This window comes from Azotobacter bryophylli, assembly GCF_042643485.1.
In the GTDB taxonomy this organism is placed as follows: Bacteria; Pseudomonadota; Gammaproteobacteria; order Pseudomonadales; family Pseudomonadaceae; genus Azotobacter; species Azotobacter bryophylli.
Map to the genome: position 1 here is coordinate 208,536 of NZ_JBHRSJ010000001.1, position 16,934 is coordinate 225,469.

General features: G+C 63.9%; 13 protein-coding genes. 9 read left to right on the plus strand and 4 right to left on the minus strand.

All coding sequences use genetic code 11. From position 1 onward, the window contains the following. Positions 1-95: 95 nt before the first annotated feature. Positions 96-1,370 (plus strand): DUF445 domain-containing protein, encoded by a 1,275-nt coding sequence (locus ACFOJE_RS01035; protein WP_377812366.1) that lies wholly within the window; start codon positions 96-98, stop codon positions 1,368-1,370. A 63-nt stretch (positions 1,371-1,433) separates the two neighbouring features. Continuing rightward, the gene (gene tadA, locus ACFOJE_RS01040; RefSeq protein WP_377812367.1) at positions 1,434-1,910 is read left to right on the plus strand and encodes a tRNA adenosine(34) deaminase TadA; all 477 of its coding nucleotides are present in this window, start codon (positions 1,434-1,436) and stop codon (positions 1,908-1,910) included. A gap of 1 nt (position 1,911) precedes the next feature. Here the strand turns inward: tadA and mltF are convergent, their stop codons facing one another. After that, positions 1,912-3,375 (minus strand): membrane-bound lytic murein transglycosylase MltF, encoded by a 1,464-nt coding sequence (gene mltF / locus ACFOJE_RS01045; RefSeq protein WP_377812368.1) that lies wholly within the window; start codon positions 3,373-3,375, stop codon positions 1,912-1,914. 186 nt (positions 3,376-3,561) lie between these two features. On the opposite strand from mltF, the gene purL reads away from it, so the two are divergent. The 4 genes from purL to mdoH all read left to right on the plus strand — a co-directional run bounded on the left by purL (position 3,562) and on the right by mdoH (position 12,367). Beyond that, a complete protein-coding gene (gene purL, locus ACFOJE_RS01050; RefSeq protein ID WP_377812369.1) occupies positions 3,562-7,458 on the plus strand; it encodes a phosphoribosylformylglycinamidine synthase in 3,897 nt (1,298 codons plus the stop codon). A gap of 130 nt (positions 7,459-7,588) precedes the next feature. After that, positions 7,589-7,906, plus strand: a complete 318-nt coding sequence (locus tag ACFOJE_RS01055) for an NGG1p interacting factor NIF3 (RefSeq protein WP_377812370.1) — start codon at positions 7,589-7,591, stop codon at positions 7,904-7,906. 389 nt (positions 7,907-8,295) lie between these two features. Then, positions 8,296-9,822, plus strand: coding sequence for a glucan biosynthesis protein G (locus tag ACFOJE_RS01060; RefSeq protein ID WP_377812635.1), 1,527 nt, complete (start codon positions 8,296-8,298; stop codon positions 9,820-9,822). Next, complete coding sequence (gene mdoH, locus ACFOJE_RS01065; protein ID WP_377812371.1) at positions 9,815-12,367, plus strand: glucans biosynthesis glucosyltransferase MdoH; 2,553 nt, start codon at positions 9,815-9,817, stop codon at positions 12,365-12,367. The genes ACFOJE_RS01060 and mdoH overlap by 8 nt, the downstream gene beginning before the upstream one ends. A gap of 88 nt (positions 12,368-12,455) precedes the next feature. On the opposite strand, the gene ACFOJE_RS01070 is transcribed toward mdoH, so the two are convergent. After that, positions 12,456-12,959, minus strand: a complete 504-nt coding sequence (locus ACFOJE_RS01070; RefSeq protein WP_377812372.1) for a L,D-transpeptidase family protein — start codon at positions 12,957-12,959, stop codon at positions 12,456-12,458. A gap of 22 nt (positions 12,960-12,981) precedes the next feature. Beyond that, the gene (locus tag ACFOJE_RS01075; protein WP_377812374.1) at positions 12,982-13,539 is read right to left on the minus strand and encodes an NUDIX hydrolase; all 558 of its coding nucleotides are present in this window, start codon (positions 13,537-13,539) and stop codon (positions 12,982-12,984) included. Positions 13,540-13,701: 162 nt separating this feature from the next. Here ACFOJE_RS01075 and ACFOJE_RS01080 point away from each other — a divergent pair, with 162 nt between their 5' ends. The 3 genes from ACFOJE_RS01080 to purT all read left to right on the plus strand — a co-directional run bounded on the left by ACFOJE_RS01080 (position 13,702) and on the right by purT (position 15,831). Beyond that, entirely contained in the window at positions 13,702-14,304 is a 603-nt protein-coding gene (locus ACFOJE_RS01080; RefSeq protein ID WP_377812636.1) for a CoA pyrophosphatase, read from the plus strand. 108 nt (positions 14,305-14,412) lie between these two features. Beyond that, positions 14,413-14,601, plus strand: a complete 189-nt coding sequence (locus ACFOJE_RS01085; RefSeq protein WP_377812375.1) for a DUF1289 domain-containing protein — start codon at positions 14,413-14,415, stop codon at positions 14,599-14,601. A gap of 48 nt (positions 14,602-14,649) precedes the next feature. Beyond that, positions 14,650-15,831 (plus strand): formate-dependent phosphoribosylglycinamide formyltransferase, encoded by a 1,182-nt coding sequence (gene purT / locus ACFOJE_RS01090; protein ID WP_377812376.1) that lies wholly within the window; start codon positions 14,650-14,652, stop codon positions 15,829-15,831. A 288-nt stretch (positions 15,832-16,119) separates the two neighbouring features. Here the strand turns inward: purT and ACFOJE_RS01095 are convergent, their stop codons facing one another. Continuing rightward, positions 16,120-16,923 carry a cytochrome C assembly family protein gene (locus ACFOJE_RS01095; RefSeq protein WP_377812377.1) on the minus strand — a complete coding sequence of 268 codons (804 nt, stop codon included), beginning with the start codon at positions 16,921-16,923 and terminating at the stop codon, positions 16,120-16,122. Positions 16,924-16,934: the final 11 nt, after the last annotated feature.

Genomic DNA, 16,934 nt, shown 5'->3' on the forward strand with positions numbered 1-16,934 from the left:
CCCTTGTGTTTTGGGACGGCCGGTCGTCGGGCAGTGGTCGCGCCGGCGAAAGTCCGGCATGCTGGCTTGCTGTATTCGCGCTCGGAACCCTTTGCATGTCGATCTGGAATTCTCCCTTGGCGCGCATGAAATCCGTCGCCCTGGGGCTTCTGCTCCTGGCCGCGCTCCTGTACGTGCTGGCCTCCCGCATGGCGGCGGCGCATCCGGCCTGGGGCTATCTGGCGGCGTTCGCCGAGGCGGCGATGGTCGGTGCGATCGCCGACTGGTTCGCGGTCACCGCCCTGTTCCGCCATCCGCTGGGCCTGCCGATTCCGCACACGGCGATCATCCCGCGCAAGCAGGCGCGCCTGGGCCGGAACCTGGCCGACTTCATCTGCACCCACTTCCTCACCACGCCCCAGGTCATGGCCAAGCTGCAGTCCTTCGACGCGGCCGGGCGTCTGGCCGGTTGGCTGGGCAAGCCGGAGCACGCCACGGCGGTCGGCGAGCATCTGGTCGGCATCGCCCGCTACGGCGTGGGCGCCCTGCGCGACGAGAGGGTGCGGCAGTTCATCCAGCGCACGGCGACCGCCAAGCTGCGCGAGGTGGATCTGGCTGTGGTCAGTGGCCAGTTGCTCGACGTACTGACCAGCGAGGGGCGCCATCAGGCCGTCCTCGACGAGGTGCTGGCCCAGCTCGATGCCTGGCTGCAGAGCGAGGCGACCCAGCAGCGTATCGCCGCCAGCCTTTCCGCCCAGTTCAGCTCGCTGCGCTTCCGCCTGTTCGGCAAGGACATCCCGCTGGACGAGAAGGCCGGCCAGTGGTCGGCGGACAAGGTGGTGCGCCGGGTCTCGGCGCTGATCGGCGAGGTCAGCCGCGACCGCGAGCACGAGTTGCGCGGGCAGTTCGACGCCTGGATGGCCGGCTTCATCGAGCGGCTCAAGGCCGATCCGGACTTCCGTCTCAAGGGCGAGCAGATCCGCGAGCAACTGCTCGCCCATCCGCGGGTCGCCGGCTATCTGCGCGGCCTGTGGGACGAACTGGTGGACTGGCTGCAGGCGGACCTGGCCGATCCGGAGTCGAGCCTGCGCCGGCGCCTGATCCAGCTCAGCCTGCGCCTGGGCGCGGCGCTGACGGCGGATGCCGAGATGCGTCGCTGGATCAACGAGCAACTGCTGGAGGTGACGCCCTCCCTGGTGGAGCGCTATCGCGACAGCATCGGCCGTTACATCGCCGAGCGGGTGGAGGCCTGGGACAGCGCCGAACTGGTCGGCCAGCTGGAGCGCGTCGTCGGCCGGGACCTGCAGTTCATCCGCATCAACGGCACCCTGGTCGGCGGCCTGGTTGGCCTGCTGCTGCATGCGCTGAGCCAGTTGGCGGGGCTGGGCTGAGGGTCCGGTCGGGCGTCGTCGCATTTCGCGCGCAGGAGGTTCCTGCGCTTTTTGTGGGACTGTATGAAGAACCTGAAAATCATCGATCGCAGCCAGGACGAGCGCTTCATGCGCGAGGCTCTGGCGCTGGCCGCCGAGGGGGCCGCATTGGGGGAGGTGCCGGTGGGCGCCGTGCTGGTGCAGGACGGCGAGATCGTCGGGCGCGGTTTCAACTGTCCGATCTCCCGCCACGACCCCAGCGCCCATGCCGAGATGGTGGCGATCCGGGTCGCCGCCGAAGCCGTGCGCAACTACCGTCTGCCCGGCAGCACGCTCTATGTGACCCTGGAGCCCTGCAGCATGTGCGCCGGGCTGATCGTGCATTCGCGCATCGCCCGGGTGGTCTACGCGGCGACCGAGCCGCGCGCCGGCGTCGCGGTCAGTCGCGGCGATTTCTTCGGGCAGGCGTTCCTCAACCACCGGGTGATGGTCGAGGGCGGACTGCTGGGGGAGGAGAGCGGGACGCTGCTCAGGGCGTTCTTCAAGGCTCGCCGCGGCTGAGCTAGCGCGGCGCTTGCTTGGGCGCCTCGGTCTTCGACACGCCGGGCACGTGCATGCCGCTTTCGGCGAGGCGCGAGCCTTCCAGCTGCGTCTGGGTCACCCAGGTGAGGATGTCGTAGTAACGCCGGATGTTGGCGACGAAGTGCACGGTTTCGCCGCCGCGGGCGTAACCGTAGCGGGTCTTGCGGTACCACTGCTTCTCCGAAAGGCGCGGTAGCATCTGCTTTACGTCCAGCCACTTGTCCGGGTTGAGTCGCTCGGCCTGGGCCAGCTTGCGCGCGTCGTCGAGGTGGCCGATGCCGATGTTGTAGGCGGCCAGGGCGAACCAGGAGCGATCCGGCTCCCTGATGCTGTCCGGCAGGCTCTCGTAGACGTGCAGAAAATACTTGGCCCCGCCGTTGATGCTCTGCTTGGGGTCCAGCCGGTTCGATACCCCCATCGCCTCGGCGGTGCCCTGGGTCAGCATCATCAGGCCGCGGACGCCGGTCTTGGAGGTGGCGTCGGGTACCCACTGGGACTCCTGATAGCCGACGGCGGCGAGCAGGCGCCAGTCGATCTTGTGCCGCTTGGAGGCCTCGTGGAAGTGCTGCTCGTAGCGCGGCAGGCGTTGCTGCAGGTGCTGGGCGAAGGTGTAGGCGCCCACGTAGCCGAGCACGTCGACATGGCCGTAGTAGCGGTCCTTGAGCTGCTGCAGGAAACCTTCCTTCTGCGCATTGACGAGGAAGCCGTTGATCTTCTCCAGCAGGCTGCGATCGTTTCCGGCGGCCACCGCCCAGCGCAGCGGACGGGGATCGCCGAGGTCGAAGGCGACGCGGACCTTGGGGAAGTATACCTGGTTCATCGCCAGCTCGTTGGAGTCCACCAGGGTCACGTCGATCTGTCCCTCGTCGACCATGCGCAGCAGGTCGACGACCTCCAGATCGGCGGTTTCCTGATATTTCAGTTGCGGCAGGCCGGCCTTCAGCTGGGCCAGCTGTTCGGCGTGGCTGCTGCCCTTGAGCACCAGGATGCGCTTGCCCACCAGGTCTTTGGGCTGGTTCGGCCGCTGCTGACCCTGGCGGTAGACGACCTGGGGCGTTACCTCCATGTAGGAGCGGGAGAGCAGCGCCTGGCGGGTATGGGCCCGGCTGGCGACCAGGCCGGCAGTGGCCAGCTCCGGCCCGTTGGGCTGGTTGAGCTGGGTGAAGATGGCGTCGAGATTGTCGGCCGGTTCGATCCGCAATCCGACCCCCAGTTCGTCGGCGAAACGCTTGACCAGCTCGTATTCGAATCCGGCCTCGCCGTTACGATCCTCGAAGTAGGTGGTCGGACTGTTGCGCGTGACCACGCGCAGCACTCCTTCCTTCTGGACGCGCTCCAGGGTCGAAGGCTGCGGAGACTCGCTACACCCCATGATCATTAGGAAGAGCACGGACGACAGCAGTCGATGGGCGAAGCGTGTGCGTAGTGCGGATAGGGATATCATTCGCGCAGTATACGCAATGGCGTGGTGACGCCATATCTGGACAGGCGTTGGGGCCTCTGATAATGAGCGGCAGGCGCGACGCGCCTGGGCGACTTACGGTCGTATCGGGTAGCGCTCCTTAGCCTATGACGGCCTGATGCGTTAGAATACCCGGTTTCAAAGCTCCCCTTCGAGGCTGTTCCGACGATGTTGATCCTGCGCGGCGCTCCCGCCCTTTCTGCCTTCCGTCATGGCAAGTTGCTCGAGCAATTGACCCAGAAGGTCCCCGCTGTCAGCGGGCTCTACGCCGAGTTTGCCCACTTCGTCGAGGCGTGCGCCGCACTCTCCAGCGACGAGGATAAGGTGCTGGCCCGGCTGCTCAAGTACGGTCCCAGCGTGCAGGTGCAGGAGCCTGCGGGCCGCCTGTTCCTGGTCCTGCCGCGTTTCGGCACCATTTCGCCCTGGTCGAGCAAGGCGACCGACATCGCCCACAACTGTGGTCTGGCCAAGATCGAGCGGATCGAGCGGGGCATCGCCTACTACGTGTCCGGTGAGCTCGGCGAGGCCGAGGCCGAGCTGATCGCGGCGCAGCTGCACGACCGCATGACCCAGCAGGTGCTGGGCGATCTGGGGCAGGCCGCCAGGCTGTTCCAGCATTCCTCGCCCAGGCCGCTGACCGCCGTGGACGTCCTCGGCGGCGGTCGCGCCGCGCTGGAGCGGGCCAACGTCGATCTGGGCCTGGCCCTGGCCGAGGACGAGATCGATTACCTGGTGAAGAGCTTCGGCGAACTGGGGCGCAATCCCCATGACATCGAGCTGATGATGTTCGCCCAGGCCAACTCCGAACACTGCCGGCACAAGATCTTCAATGCTAGCTGGGACATCGACGGCGAAGCCCAGGACAAGTCCCTGTTCGGCATGATCAAGAACACCTACGAGATGCACCGCGAGGGCGTGCTGTCCGCCTACAAGGACAACGCTGCGGTGATCGAGGGCTTCACGGCCGGGCGCTATTTCCCGAATCCGCAGAGCCGCCAGTACGGCGCCAGCCAGGAGTCGGTGCACATCCTGATGAAGGTGGAGACCCACAACCACCCGACCGCCATCGCCCCGTTCCCCGGCGCCTCCACGGGCTCCGGCGGCGAGATCCGCGACGAAGGCGCCACCGGCCGCGGCGCCAAGCCCAAGGCCGGCCTGACCGGTTTCACCGTCTCCAACCTGAACATCCCCGGCTTCGAGCAGCCCTGGGAAGAGCCGTACGGCAAGCCCGAGCGCATCGTCACCCCGCTGGACATCATGATCGAGGGCCCGCTGGGCGGCGCCGCGTTCAACAACGAATTCGGCCGCCCGGCGCTGACCGGCTATTTCCGAACCTTCGAGCAGAAGGTCGCCACCCCGCGCGGCGAGGAAGTGCGCGGTTACCACAAGCCGATCATGCTCGCCGGCGGCATGGGCAACATCCGCGCCGAACACGTGCAGAAGGGCGAGATCGCGGACGGCGCCAAGCTGATCGTGCTGGGCGGCCCGGCCATGCTGATCGGCCTGGGTGGCGGTGCGGCCTCGTCGATGGCCACCGGTGCCAGTTCGGCCGACCTCGACTTCGCCTCGGTGCAGCGCGACAACCCGGAAATGGAGCGCCGCTGCCAGGAGGTCATCGATCGCTGCTGGCAGCTGGGCGAGGCCAACCCGATCAAGTTCATCCATGACGTCGGTGCCGGCGGTCTGTCCAACGCCTTCCCCGAGCTGGTCAACGACGGCGGTCGCGGCGGCCGCTTCGAGCTGCGCAACGTGCCCAACGCCGAGCCGGGCATGAGCCCGCTGGAAATCTGGTGCAACGAGTCCCAGGAGCGCTACGTCCTGTCCGTCGATGCGGCCGACTTCGAGCGCTTCAAGGCCATCTGCGAGCGCGAGCGCTGCCCGTTCGCGGTGGTCGGCGAGGCTACCCTGGAGCGCCAGTTGACCGTCGCCGACAGCCATTTCGGCAACAAGGCCGTGGACATGCCGCTCGACGTGCTGCTCGGCAAGCCGCCGCGCATGCACCGCAGCGTCAGCCGCGAAGCGGCGCTGGGCGATGATTTCTCCGGCGAGGGGCTGGATATCCAGGATGCGGTCGGCCGTGTGCTGCACCATCCGGCGGTCGCCAGCAAGAGCTTCCTGATCACCATCGGCGACCGCACCATCACCGGCCTGGTCGCCCGCGACCAGATGGTCGGCCCCTGGCAGGTACCGGTGGCTGATTGCGCCGTCACCGCGACCAGCTTCGACGTCTATACCGGCGAAGCCATGGCCATGGGCGAGCGTACCCCGCTGGCCCTGCTGGACGCCCCGGCTTCCGGGCGCATGGCCATCGGCGAGACCCTGACCAATCTGGCCGCCGCGCGCATCGAGAAGATCTCCGACATCAAGCTGTCGGCCAACTGGATGGCCGCGGCCGGTCACCCGGGCGAGGATGCGCGTCTGTACGACACGGTCAAGGCGGTCGGCATGGAGTTGTGCCCGGCGCTGGGCATCACCATTCCGGTGGGCAAGGACTCGATGTCGATGAAGACCCGCTGGCAGGAGGAGGGCGCGGAGAAGAGCGTCACCTCGCCGCTGTCGCTGATCGTCACCGGCTTCGCGCCGGCTGTCGACATCCGCCAGAGCCTGACTCCGCAGCTGCGCCTCGATAAGGGCGAAACCGATTTGATCTTGATCGACCTCGGCCGCGGCAAGAACCGCCTGGGCGGGTCCATCCTCGCCCAGGTCTACGGCCAGATCGGTCGGCAGGCGCCGGACGTCGACGATGCCGAGGATCTCAAGGCCTTCTTCGCGGTGATCCAGGGACTGAACAAGGATGGCCTGCTGCTGGCCTATCACGATCGCTCCGACGGCGGCCTGCTGGTCACCGTGCTGGAAATGGCTTTCGCCGGCCACTGCGGCCTCAGTCTGTGCCTCGATGCGCTCGCCGATGGTCATGACGGCCTCGCCGCCCTGCTGTTCAACGAGGAGCTGGGGGCGGTGATCCAGGTGCGTCAGGACGCTACGGCGGAGGTGCTGGCGCAGTTCAGCGCGGCCGGTCTGGGCGACTGCGTGGCGGTGATCGGCAAGCCGGTCAACGGCGCCGATGTGGCTATTTCCTACAACGGCGTGGCGGTGTTCGGCGGCGAGCGGCGCATGTTGCAGCGCCAGTGGAGCGAGACCAGCTATCGCATCCAGCGCCTGCGCGACAACGCCGAATGCGCCGAGCAAGAGTTCGACGCGCTGCTCGAGGAGGACAACCCCGGCCTGTCGGTCAAGCTCGGCTTCGACGTCAATCAGGACATCGCCGCGCCCTACATCAAGAAGGGCGTGCGGCCGAAGGTGGCGATCCTGCGTGAGCAGGGCGTCAACGGTCAGGTGGAAATGGCCGCGGCCTTCGATCGCGCCGGCTTCGCCGCCATCGACGTGCACATGAGCGACATCCTCGCCGGACGCGTCGATCTGGGCGACTTCAAGGGGCTGGCCGCCTGCGGCGGTTTCTCCTATGGCGACGTGCTCGGCGCCGGCGAGGGCTGGGCCAAGTCGATCCTGTTCAACAACCATGCGCGGGACGCCTTCCAGACCTTCTTCGAGCGCAACGACAGCTTCGCCTTGGGCGTGTGCAACGGTTGCCAGATGATGTCCAACCTGCACGAGTTGATTCCCGGCACCGAATTCTGGCCGCATTTCGTACGCAACCGCTCGGAGCAGTTCGAGGCTCGTGTCGCAATGGTTCAGGTACAGGAGTCTCCCTCGATCTTCCTGCGCGGCATGGCCGGCTCGCGTCTGCCGATCGCCATCGCCCACGGCGAGGGACATGCCGAGTTCGAGAGCGAGGAAGCGCTGCTCGAGGCCGACCTGTCCGGTACCGTGGCGTTGCGCTTCATCGACAATCACGGCAAGGTTACCGAGCGCTATCCGGCCAACCCCAATGGCTCTCCCCGCGGTATCACCGGTTTGTGCAGCCGCGATGGCCGCGTCACCATCATGATGCCGCACCCGGAACGGGTATTCCGCGCCATGCAGAATTCCTGGCGCCCCGACGAGTGGCAGGAAGATGCAGGCTGGATGCGCATGTTCCGCAATGCACGGGTCTGGGTGGGCTGATCGGTCCGCTCCTTGGACTGTCTTGAGGTGCGCTCGGCGCACCTCTTTCGGTCTACCTCAGGCGAGCCGGCGCTTCCTGGCGGCACGGCCTGCCTCTCTCATCTGCTTGTCTCGCTTCGCGGAGATTCCAATGTACAAGCTTTGCTTTTATGTGCCGGAGAGCCATCTGGAGGCGGTAAAGGAGGCCGTGCTTGCCGCCGGTGGCGGGCGCATCGGAGCCTACGACAGTTGTTGCTGGCAATCCCTGGGGCAGGGGCAGTACCGACCGCTGGAGGGCAGTCAGCCTTTTCTCGGGCAGACCGGTCGTTTGGAGCGGGTTGCCGAATGGAAGGTGGAGATGGTGGTGGCTGACGAGAGGATCCACGATGCCGTGAAGGCATTGAAGAGCAGCCACCCGTATGAAACGCCCGCTTACGATGTATGGCGGCTATCGGATATGGTGTTCTAGCTCCCTGGATGGTATCCATGCGCTTGGTGCGGGGTGGGTAACTTTCGCTGATTAGAGATCGTCAACATATTGTAAAGAAACGGCAGTATATGCTGCGGCTGCTTTATCGGCCTGATCATGGTCGACTCTCTCCCGTTGCGCGGTAATCCTGCAGATGAGCTGAAGCTGGCTGGTCTCGGTGCCGATAAGGACTTGGGTGTCTTCTTTTGTCGTCAGACCGTTTCGCTTGTTAGCCGCTGTTCGGGTGATCGCCCGGCCGTGACCAATGCTTTGCCCATCGTTGACGGGGTCGTTCGACTCCGGACGACTTCGTATGCAGATTTAGGAGGTTGCGTTTGTTCTCAGAAACCGTTTCCAGCTCCTGTGCGGCGGAGCCACGCAAGGTCCGCATAGCGGCTTGGGGCCTGTCGGCCGCGTTGGCACTGTTCGTCGGCAACGCTTTAGCCTTCAGCCTAGATGATGTGACGGCGAAAGCTCAGGCGCTTGCCGGAAAGGCCTACAGCGTGCCCAAGAGCAATCTGCCGAGCGTCTTCCGTGAAATGAAGTTCGCCGACTACCAGCAGGTTCGCTTCAGGATGGACAAGGCCTACTGGTCCAACGAGCAAACGCCTTTCAAGCTGGGCTTCTATCACCAAGGCATGCACTTCGATGTACCGGTGCGGATCAACGAAATCACTGCGACGGGAGTCCACCGGATCAAGTATGACCCTTCCTATTTCGACTTCGGCAATCTGACTCTCGATCAGGCGGCACTACAGGGCCTCGGCTTCGCTGGCTTCAAGGTGATCTACCCGTTGAACCGTGCGGACAAGCAGGATGAGCTGATCACACTGCTCGGCGCCAGCTACTTCCGGGTCATCGGCAAGGACCAGGTGTACGGCCTGTCTGCTCGTGGTCTGGCCATCGACACGGCGCTGCCTTCGGGCGAGGAGTTTCCGCGCTTTCGCGAGTTCTGGGTCGAACACCCAGCTCCCGATCGCCGTAATCTGGTGATCTATGCCCTGCTGGACTCGCCGCGGGCGACCGGCGCTTACCGCATGGTGGTGACGCCGGGCAAAGACAGCACCGTGGAGGTCCAGGCCAAGGTGTTCCTGCGCGATAACGTCGGCAAGCTGGGTATCGCCCCGCTGACCAGCATGTATCTGTTCGGGCCGAACCTGCCGAGCCCGACGGTCAATTACCGACCCGCACTGCATGATTCCAATGGTCTGGCCATCCATGCCGGTAATGGCGAATGGCTGTGGCGTCCGCTGAACAATCCCAAGCACCTGGCAGTGAGCAGTTTTGCTATCGAGAATCCACGGGGCTTCGGTCTGCTGCAGCGTGGCCACGAGTTCAGCCAGTACGAGGATCTCGACGACCGCTACGATCTGCGCCCGAGCGGCTGGATCGAGACCGTCGGCGACTGGGGCAAGGGCAAGGTCGAACTGGTCGAGATCCCCACCCCGGACGAGACCAACGACAACATCGTTGCCTTCTGGACCCCGGAGACCCTGCCGCAGCCCGGTCAGCCGCTGGAGTTCCAGTATCGCCTGCACTTCACCCTGAACGAGCCGGCGCTGCATGACCCGGCCCTGGCCTGGGTCAGCCAGACCCGTCTGTCCACCGGCGATGTCAAGCAGTCCAACCTGATCCGCCAGCCCGACGGCAGCACGGCCTATGTCGTCGATTTCGAAGGGCCGGCCCTGGCCAAGCTGCTTCCCGACGCCCAGGTGACCGCTCAGGTGAGTCTGGACGATAACGGCGAGCTGGTGGAGAACAATCTTCGCTACAATCCGGTCACACAGGGCTGGCGGCTGACAATGCGGCTGAAGGTCAAGGACCCGGCCAAGCCGGTGGAGATGCGTGCCGCCCTGGTCGACGGCCAGACACCGTTGTCGGAAACCTGGAGCTATCAGTTACCTGCCCATGAATAAAACCATCGAACGGGCTTCCCTGCAGGCCTACCTCGAGCAATTGCCACTCTCCGCAGACCAGCGACAGGCGCTGGCCAGCGAGGCCGCCACGACGGACGACAGCCTGACCGGCGTGCATCGTGGTCTAGGGCAGGCCTCGGCCGGCCCCGTCGCATCGGAAACCCAGGCGGTGCTCGATTCCGTCGAGGCGCGGCTGAAGCTGGGTTGGGGCGACGCGCTGGAGGAGGGCGATCTGCTCGCTACGGACCGCCAGGGGCGCGTCTACATCAAGAGCACGCCGCCGATTGTGCGCACGCCGATGATTCCCGAACCCTGGCGCACCAACCCGCTGGCGCGCTGGTGGGAACGCCTGCTCGGGCGCCGGGACGGGGCTGAACCCGATTCCGAGGAGGCCGACGCCAAAGCCCTCTGGCGCAAGGTCGCCGCGATGCGGCGCTCCGTTCTGGTCGTCCTGATGGTGGTGCAGACCTGTGTTGCCACCTGGTACATGAAGTCCGTACTGCCCTACCAGGGCTGGGCCCTGGTGGATCTTCAGGAGGTCTATCAGCAGAGTTTGCTGGAGTCGGCGCGGCAGATCCTGCCCTATGTGGTTCAGACGAGCATCCTGTTGCTGTTCGCCCTGTTGTTCTGCTGGGTCTCGATGGGCTTCTGGACCGCTCTGATGGGCTTCTGTCAGTTGCTCAAGGGGCGCGACAAGTACAGCATTTCCGCCAGCACCGTGGGCAACGAACCCATCGAGCGCGGGGCACGTACCGCCCTGGTGATGCCGATCGCCAACGAGGACGTGCCGCGGGTGTTCGCCGGCCTGCGTGCGACCTACGAGTCCCTGGCCGCCACCGGTCAGCTCGATCACTTCGATTTCTTCATCCTCAGCGACAGCAACGATCCGGACATCTGTGTCGCAGAGCAGCAGGCCTGGCTCGATCTCTGCCGTGAGGTGAAGGATTACGGTCACATCTTCTATCGTCGCCGGCGTCGGCGTGTGAAGCGGAAGAGCGGCAACATCGACGATTTCTGTCGTCGCTGGGGCGACTCCTACCGCTACATGGTGGTGCTGGACGCCGACAGTGTGATGAGCGGCGACTGCCTGGCCGGTCTGGTTCGGCTGATGGAGGCCAATCCGAATGCCGGCATCATCCAGACTGCGCCGAAGGCTTCCGGCATGGACACCCTCTATGCGCGCCTGCAGCAGTTCGCGACCCGGGTCTACGGTCCGCTGTTCACCGCCGGCTTGCATTTCTGGCAGTTGGGCGAATCCCACTACTGGGGCCACAACGCGATCATCCGTCTCAAACCGTTCATTGAGCACTGCGCCCTGGCTCCGCTGCCGGGCAAGGGCTCCTTCGCCGGTGCCATCCTGTCCCACGATTTCGTCGAGGCGGCACTGATGCGGCGTGCGGGGTGGGGCGTATGGATCGCTTACGACCTGCCGGGCAGTTACGAAGAGCTGCCGCCGAACCTGCTGGACGAGCTCAAGCGTGACCGCCGCTGGTGCCATGGCAACCTGATGAACTTTCGGCTGTTCCTGGTGAAAGGCATGCACCCGGTACACCGTGCGGTGTTCCTGACCGGGGTGATGTCCTATCTGTCGGCGCCCCTGTGGTTTCTCTTCCTGATCCTGTCGACGGCCCTGCTAGCCATCCACACCCTGATGGAGCCTCAGTATTTCCTCCAGCCGGGGCAGCTGTTCCCGCTATGGCCGAGATGGCATCCGGAGGAGGCGATCGCCCTGTTCTCCGCGACCCTGACGCTGTTGTTCCTGCCCAAGATACTCAGCGTGCTGCTGGTCGCCATCAAGGGTGCCAAGGAATATGGCGGCACCGTCCGGCTGGTCGCCTCCATGCTGCTGGAAACCCTGTTTTCCATGCTGCTGGCGCCGGTGCGCATGCTCTTCCATACCCGGTTCGTCGCCGCTGCTTTCCTCGGCTGGTCTGTGCAGTGGAAATCCCCGCAACGTGACGACGATGCCACGCCTTGGAGTGAGGCCCTGCGCCGGCATGGCTCGCAGATCGCCTTGGGTATCGCCTGGACTGCCGGAGTGGCCTGGCTGAACCCCGACTTCCTCTGGTGGTTGGCTCCCATCGTGGTCTCGCTGGTCCTTTCGGCGCCGGTATCGGTGATCACCAGTCGCACCAGTCTGGGGTTGGCTGCGCGCAACAAGGAACTGTTCCTGATCCCCGAAGAATACGCGCCGCCGCGCGAACTGGTAGCCACCGACGACTATCGTCAGCGGAACGAGTCCAGGCTCTGGAATCAAGGCTTCCTGCGCGCTGCCGTGGACCCGCTGGCCAACGCTTTGGTCTGTGCCATGTCCCGTGCGCGGCATGCCAAGCAGGTGCCTGCCGCCGATAGTCTGCGTCAGGAGCGCCTGGCCAAGGTGCTCAAGGCCGGTCCGCGGCAAGGCGCCCAGGATGAGCGCTGGCGTTTGCTCGACGATCCGGACGGCATGGCTCGGCTGCATTACAGCATCTGGCGGGACGACAACCAGCAGTCCTGGCGCGAGGCTTACCGCGAGCTGGTTGGCGACGGTGATTCCCTCGTTTGAAAGGGGAGAGCGGTTAGCCGGTCGGAGTGGCCGGCATCGCATGAATGAGCGCCCGCAGATGATGCGGGCGTTTGTTTTTTCGAGGGTGTCAGGGGCGGATTTCGATCAGGGTGCCATCCTTGACCAGCGACCAGACTTCGCTCATGTCCGAGTTCTTCAAGGCGATGCAGCCTTCGGTCCAGTCCAGTCCCTGAAAGTACCATTCGGGATATTCGACATCCAATGGCGTGCCATGCAGCATGATCATGCTGCCGGGCGTCACGCCGTCGGCGCGGGCCTGCGCCAGGTCACTGACGTTCGGGTAGGAGATATGCATCGACAGGTTGTACTTGTCACTGGTCTTGCGCCAATCGATCCAGTACAGCCCCTCTGGCGTGCGGTGGTCACCCTCTTGGCGTTTCGGCCCACGTGGCTGTTTGCCCAGAGAAACCCGATAGGTCTTCACCGTTTCTCCCCGGCTCAGCAGATGCAGCTTGCGCTCGGATTTCACCACTAGCACCTTGTCGACGATTTTTCCTTCGGGGGCAGGCATAACGCTGGCCTGTGTCAGGCCGGCAAGTAACAGGCAAAAAGTGGCTATCAACCAGCGCATCGAGATATTCCAGTCTGGGCGGTTAGTCTTGTTGGAGTCGGTTGGAGGATAAGGCTGCAATGGACTCATTGCGCACCGGATAGGCCTGCCGGACGCGGTCCATGAAAAAATATTCTAGGGTATGCCTGGTGGTCGGGAAAGCCAGTTCGCCCCAGGGAATGTCTTCCTGATTGAACAGCTTTACTTCGAGGCTTTCCGCTCCGACGGCATATTGTGCATCGGGCAGCTGGCCGCGGAAGAAGACATGTACCTGATGAATGTGCGGCAGGTCGAACAGGAGGTACAGATTGAGCTGCTGCACGTGGGCTCCGGCCTCTTCTAGCGTTTCCCGCGCAGCTGCCTGCTCCATGGTTTCTCCGTTCTCCATGAAGCCGGCGGGCAGCGTCCAGAAGCCCAGGCGCGGCTCGATGGCGCGCCGGCATAGCAGCACGCTCTCACCCCATACTGGCACGCATCCTGCTACGATCAGCGGGTTCTGGTAGTGAATGGTCAGGCAGCTGGAACAGACGAAGCGTGGCCGGTTGTCATCGCGCGGAGTCTGCCATGTCACTGGACTACCGCATTGGTTGCAGAATTTCATGTGCTTTTCTCTGAGGGTTGCTGCGCGGAGCCCGAAGCATCCTGCATATGGTCAGGGATGCTGGCAAGATGCCTTGGTGCCTGGGCATGACAGAACTTTTGGAACACCGGATGGATCATGCCATGATGAAAACGGAGCTAAAGCAAGATATAGAGAATGATCATGCAGGATGATCTAGTCCAGCGCGTGCACAACTATTCGCCCAGGCTATTGGAGGTCGACGGCTGTTTCCCCGAGGCTGCGGTCCTGGTGCCGATCACGCGCAGCGAAGAGCCCGAACTGGTACTCACTCTGCGGGCGAGCGGCTTGTCCACACATGGTGGTGAAGTGGCCTTTCCCGGAGGGAGGCGCGACCCCGAAGATCCCGATCTGATCCACACCGCCCTGCGTGAGGCGGAGGAGGAGATTGGCCTGCCTCCTGGTCTGGTCGAGGTGATCGGTCCCCTCAGCCCCGTGGTGTCCCGTTATGGCATCTGTGTGACTCCCTATGTCGCCCTCATTCCTGATTATGTGGAGTACCGGCCCAATGATGCCGAGATCGCTTCGGTATTCAGTGTTCCCCTGGACTTCCTGCGGCAGGATCCTCGCGAGACGACCCACCGCATCGACCATCAGGGACGAAGCTGGTACGTCCCCTGTTATCGATACGGGCCTTACAAGATCTGGGGGCTGACGGCGATCATGGTCGTCGAACTGGTCAATCTGCTTTTCGATGCCGGGATCGAAATGCAGCATCCGTCACCGACTTTCATTCCGCTGAGCTGAGACGGGGCGAACGACCCGGGCCGACGCTTTGGGCGTCTTGTTCGGCGTTGCTCATTGGGGGCAGAATGCCCGGCCATTCGCCCGCCACCATTCGAGCAGGAAGTATTGATGAGCGACGAGAAACCAGTGGCCTCTCCCTGCGTCCATGTCTGTGCGCTGGACGAAGAGGATGTCTGTGTCGGTTGCCAGCGCACAGCGAGCGAGATCGAGTGCTGGGGACGCCTGGATAACGTCGAGCGTCGTCGAATCCTGGCCCTTTGCATCGAGCGGGCCCGTACCAAGGGCCAACTGCTGTAACCGTACAAGGCCGGAACGCCTCTCCCTGTCCCTTTGAAGGAAATTCCCATGCCCCGTATTGGAACCCCGCTGTCGCCGAGCGCGATCCGTGTCTTGCTGTGTGGCTCTGGCGAGCTCGGCAAGGAAGTAGTGATCGAGTTGCAGCGCTTCGGCGTAGAGGTGATTGCCGTTGATCGCTACGCCGATGCTCCCGCCATGCAGGTTGCACACCGCAGCCATGTGATCGATATGCTCGATGGCGCCGCCCTGCGTGCGCTGATTGAGCAGGAACGCCCTCATTACATCGTGCCCGAGATCGAGGCCATCGCCACGGCGACTCTGGTCGAGCTCGAAGCGGAGGGGTTCACCGTGATACCCAGTGCGCGGGCCGCCCATCTGACCATGAATCGCGAGGGTATCCGTCGTCTGGCCGCTGAGGAACTGGGGCTTCCGACTTCTCCCTATCGATTCGCCGATACCTTCGACGAATACCGGGAGGCCGTCGAGGCGCTCGGCTATCCCTGCGTGGTGAAGCCGATCATGAGCTCGTCGGGTAAGGGGCAGAGTCTTCTCAAGGGGGCGGACCAGCTGCAGTCGGCCTGGAGTTACGCTCAGGACGGCGGCCGTGCCGGCAAGGGGCGGGTGATCGTCGAGGGCTTTATCGATTTCGACTACGAGATCACTCTGCTAACCATTCGCCATGCAGGAGGCACCACTTTCTGTGCGCCGATCGGCCATCGTCAGGAGAAGGGGGACTACCAGGAGTCCTGGCAGCCGCAGGCGATGAGTGACAAGGCGTTGAGCGAGGCCGAGCGCATCGCCCGTACGGTCACCGAGTCGCTTGGCGGCCGTGGCCTCTTCGGAGTCGAGCTTTTCGTCAAGGGCGATCAGGTCTGGTTCAGCGAGGTTTCGCCGCGTCCTCACGATACCGGACTGGTCACGCTCATATCGCAGGATCTCTCGGAGTTCGCCTTGCACGTGCGTGCCATCCTTGGTCTGCCGATCCCGGCGATCCGTCAGTTCGGACCATCCGCTTCGGCTGTTGTCCTGGTCGAGGGCAAATCCCAGCAAACCAGCTTTGGCAACCTGTCGGCGGCTTTGGCCGAACCCGATACCGCTTTGCGTCTGTTCGGCAAGCCGGAGGTCTCCGGGCAACGGCGCATGGGTGTGGTACTGGCGAGGGATGAAGCGATCAAGGATGCGCGGCAGAAAGCGATGCGTGCTGCTCAGGCGATCAAGGTGGGGCTATAGGCGTAGTATTCGTCTTCCTGAGGTGGCAGGTCAGTCGTCTTTCGAGGCGATGGCCTCCGCTGGCAAGCTTCGCACGTCTCTCCCGCGGTTTCGTCGCCTGTGGGGGCTCGAAGCGTTCAGGCCTGCCCCCTCTTTCGAGGGGCGTCCGAACTTCCATGGATGGTTTGGGGCGGGTCTTGCCGCCAGGGCACTTGCGATCGGTTGGGCAGGATCTGGCTGCATCCGAGGAAAGTGCCGAGCCCGGCAGCGATCGGTCAGGAAAATGGGTGAGAACTCTCTGCGGGTTCCCTAGATGTGCAGGATGAACTCGCGCACCAGCTTGCTGCCAAAGTAGCCCAGCATCAGCAGGCAGAAGCCGCTCAGGGTCCAGCGAATCGCCGTTTGTCCGCGCCAGCCGAGACGGTGACGGCCGATCAACAGTGCCGAGAAGACCAGCCAGGCGAGCACAGCCAAGAGCGTCTTGTGTACCAGATGCTGGGCGAACAGGTCTTCGAGAAATAGCCAGCCGGAAATCAGCGATAGCGAGAGCAATATCCAGCCGGCCCAGAGGAAACCGAACAGCAGGGATTCCATGGTTTGCAGCGGTGGGAAATTGCGAATCAGTTTCGAGGGGTGCTTGTTCTTCAGTTGGTGATTCTGCAATAGGAGCAACAGGGATTGGAGCATGGCGATGGTGAGCATGCCATAGGCAAGGATCGACAAGAGGATATGGGCGAGTATCCCGGGCTCTTCGTCGATCCCCTGCAAGGTTCCGACTGGCATGAACTGGGCGAGCAACACCGTTATCCCGCCCAGCGGCAGGAGCAGGAGGAGCAGGTTTTCCACCGGTATGTGCCAGCAGGCAAGCAGAGTCAGTGTGATAACGGCGGCAGCGATCAGGCTTGAAGCATTGAAGAAATGCAGGGTCAGCGTTCCGGCTGGGCTGAGCAGTTGGGGGGCTAGGCTCAGGCCATGGGCGACCAGTGCGGCCAGACAGAGCAGGATTAGCAGACGTTTGTCCGGCAGCGAGTGTCGGACCAGGCCTAGGCCTTGGTAGAGGGTGGCTAGGGCGTAGAGGCCGGCGGCGGTGAGGCTGGTCAGCAAGGGGTGCATAAGTCCGTGTT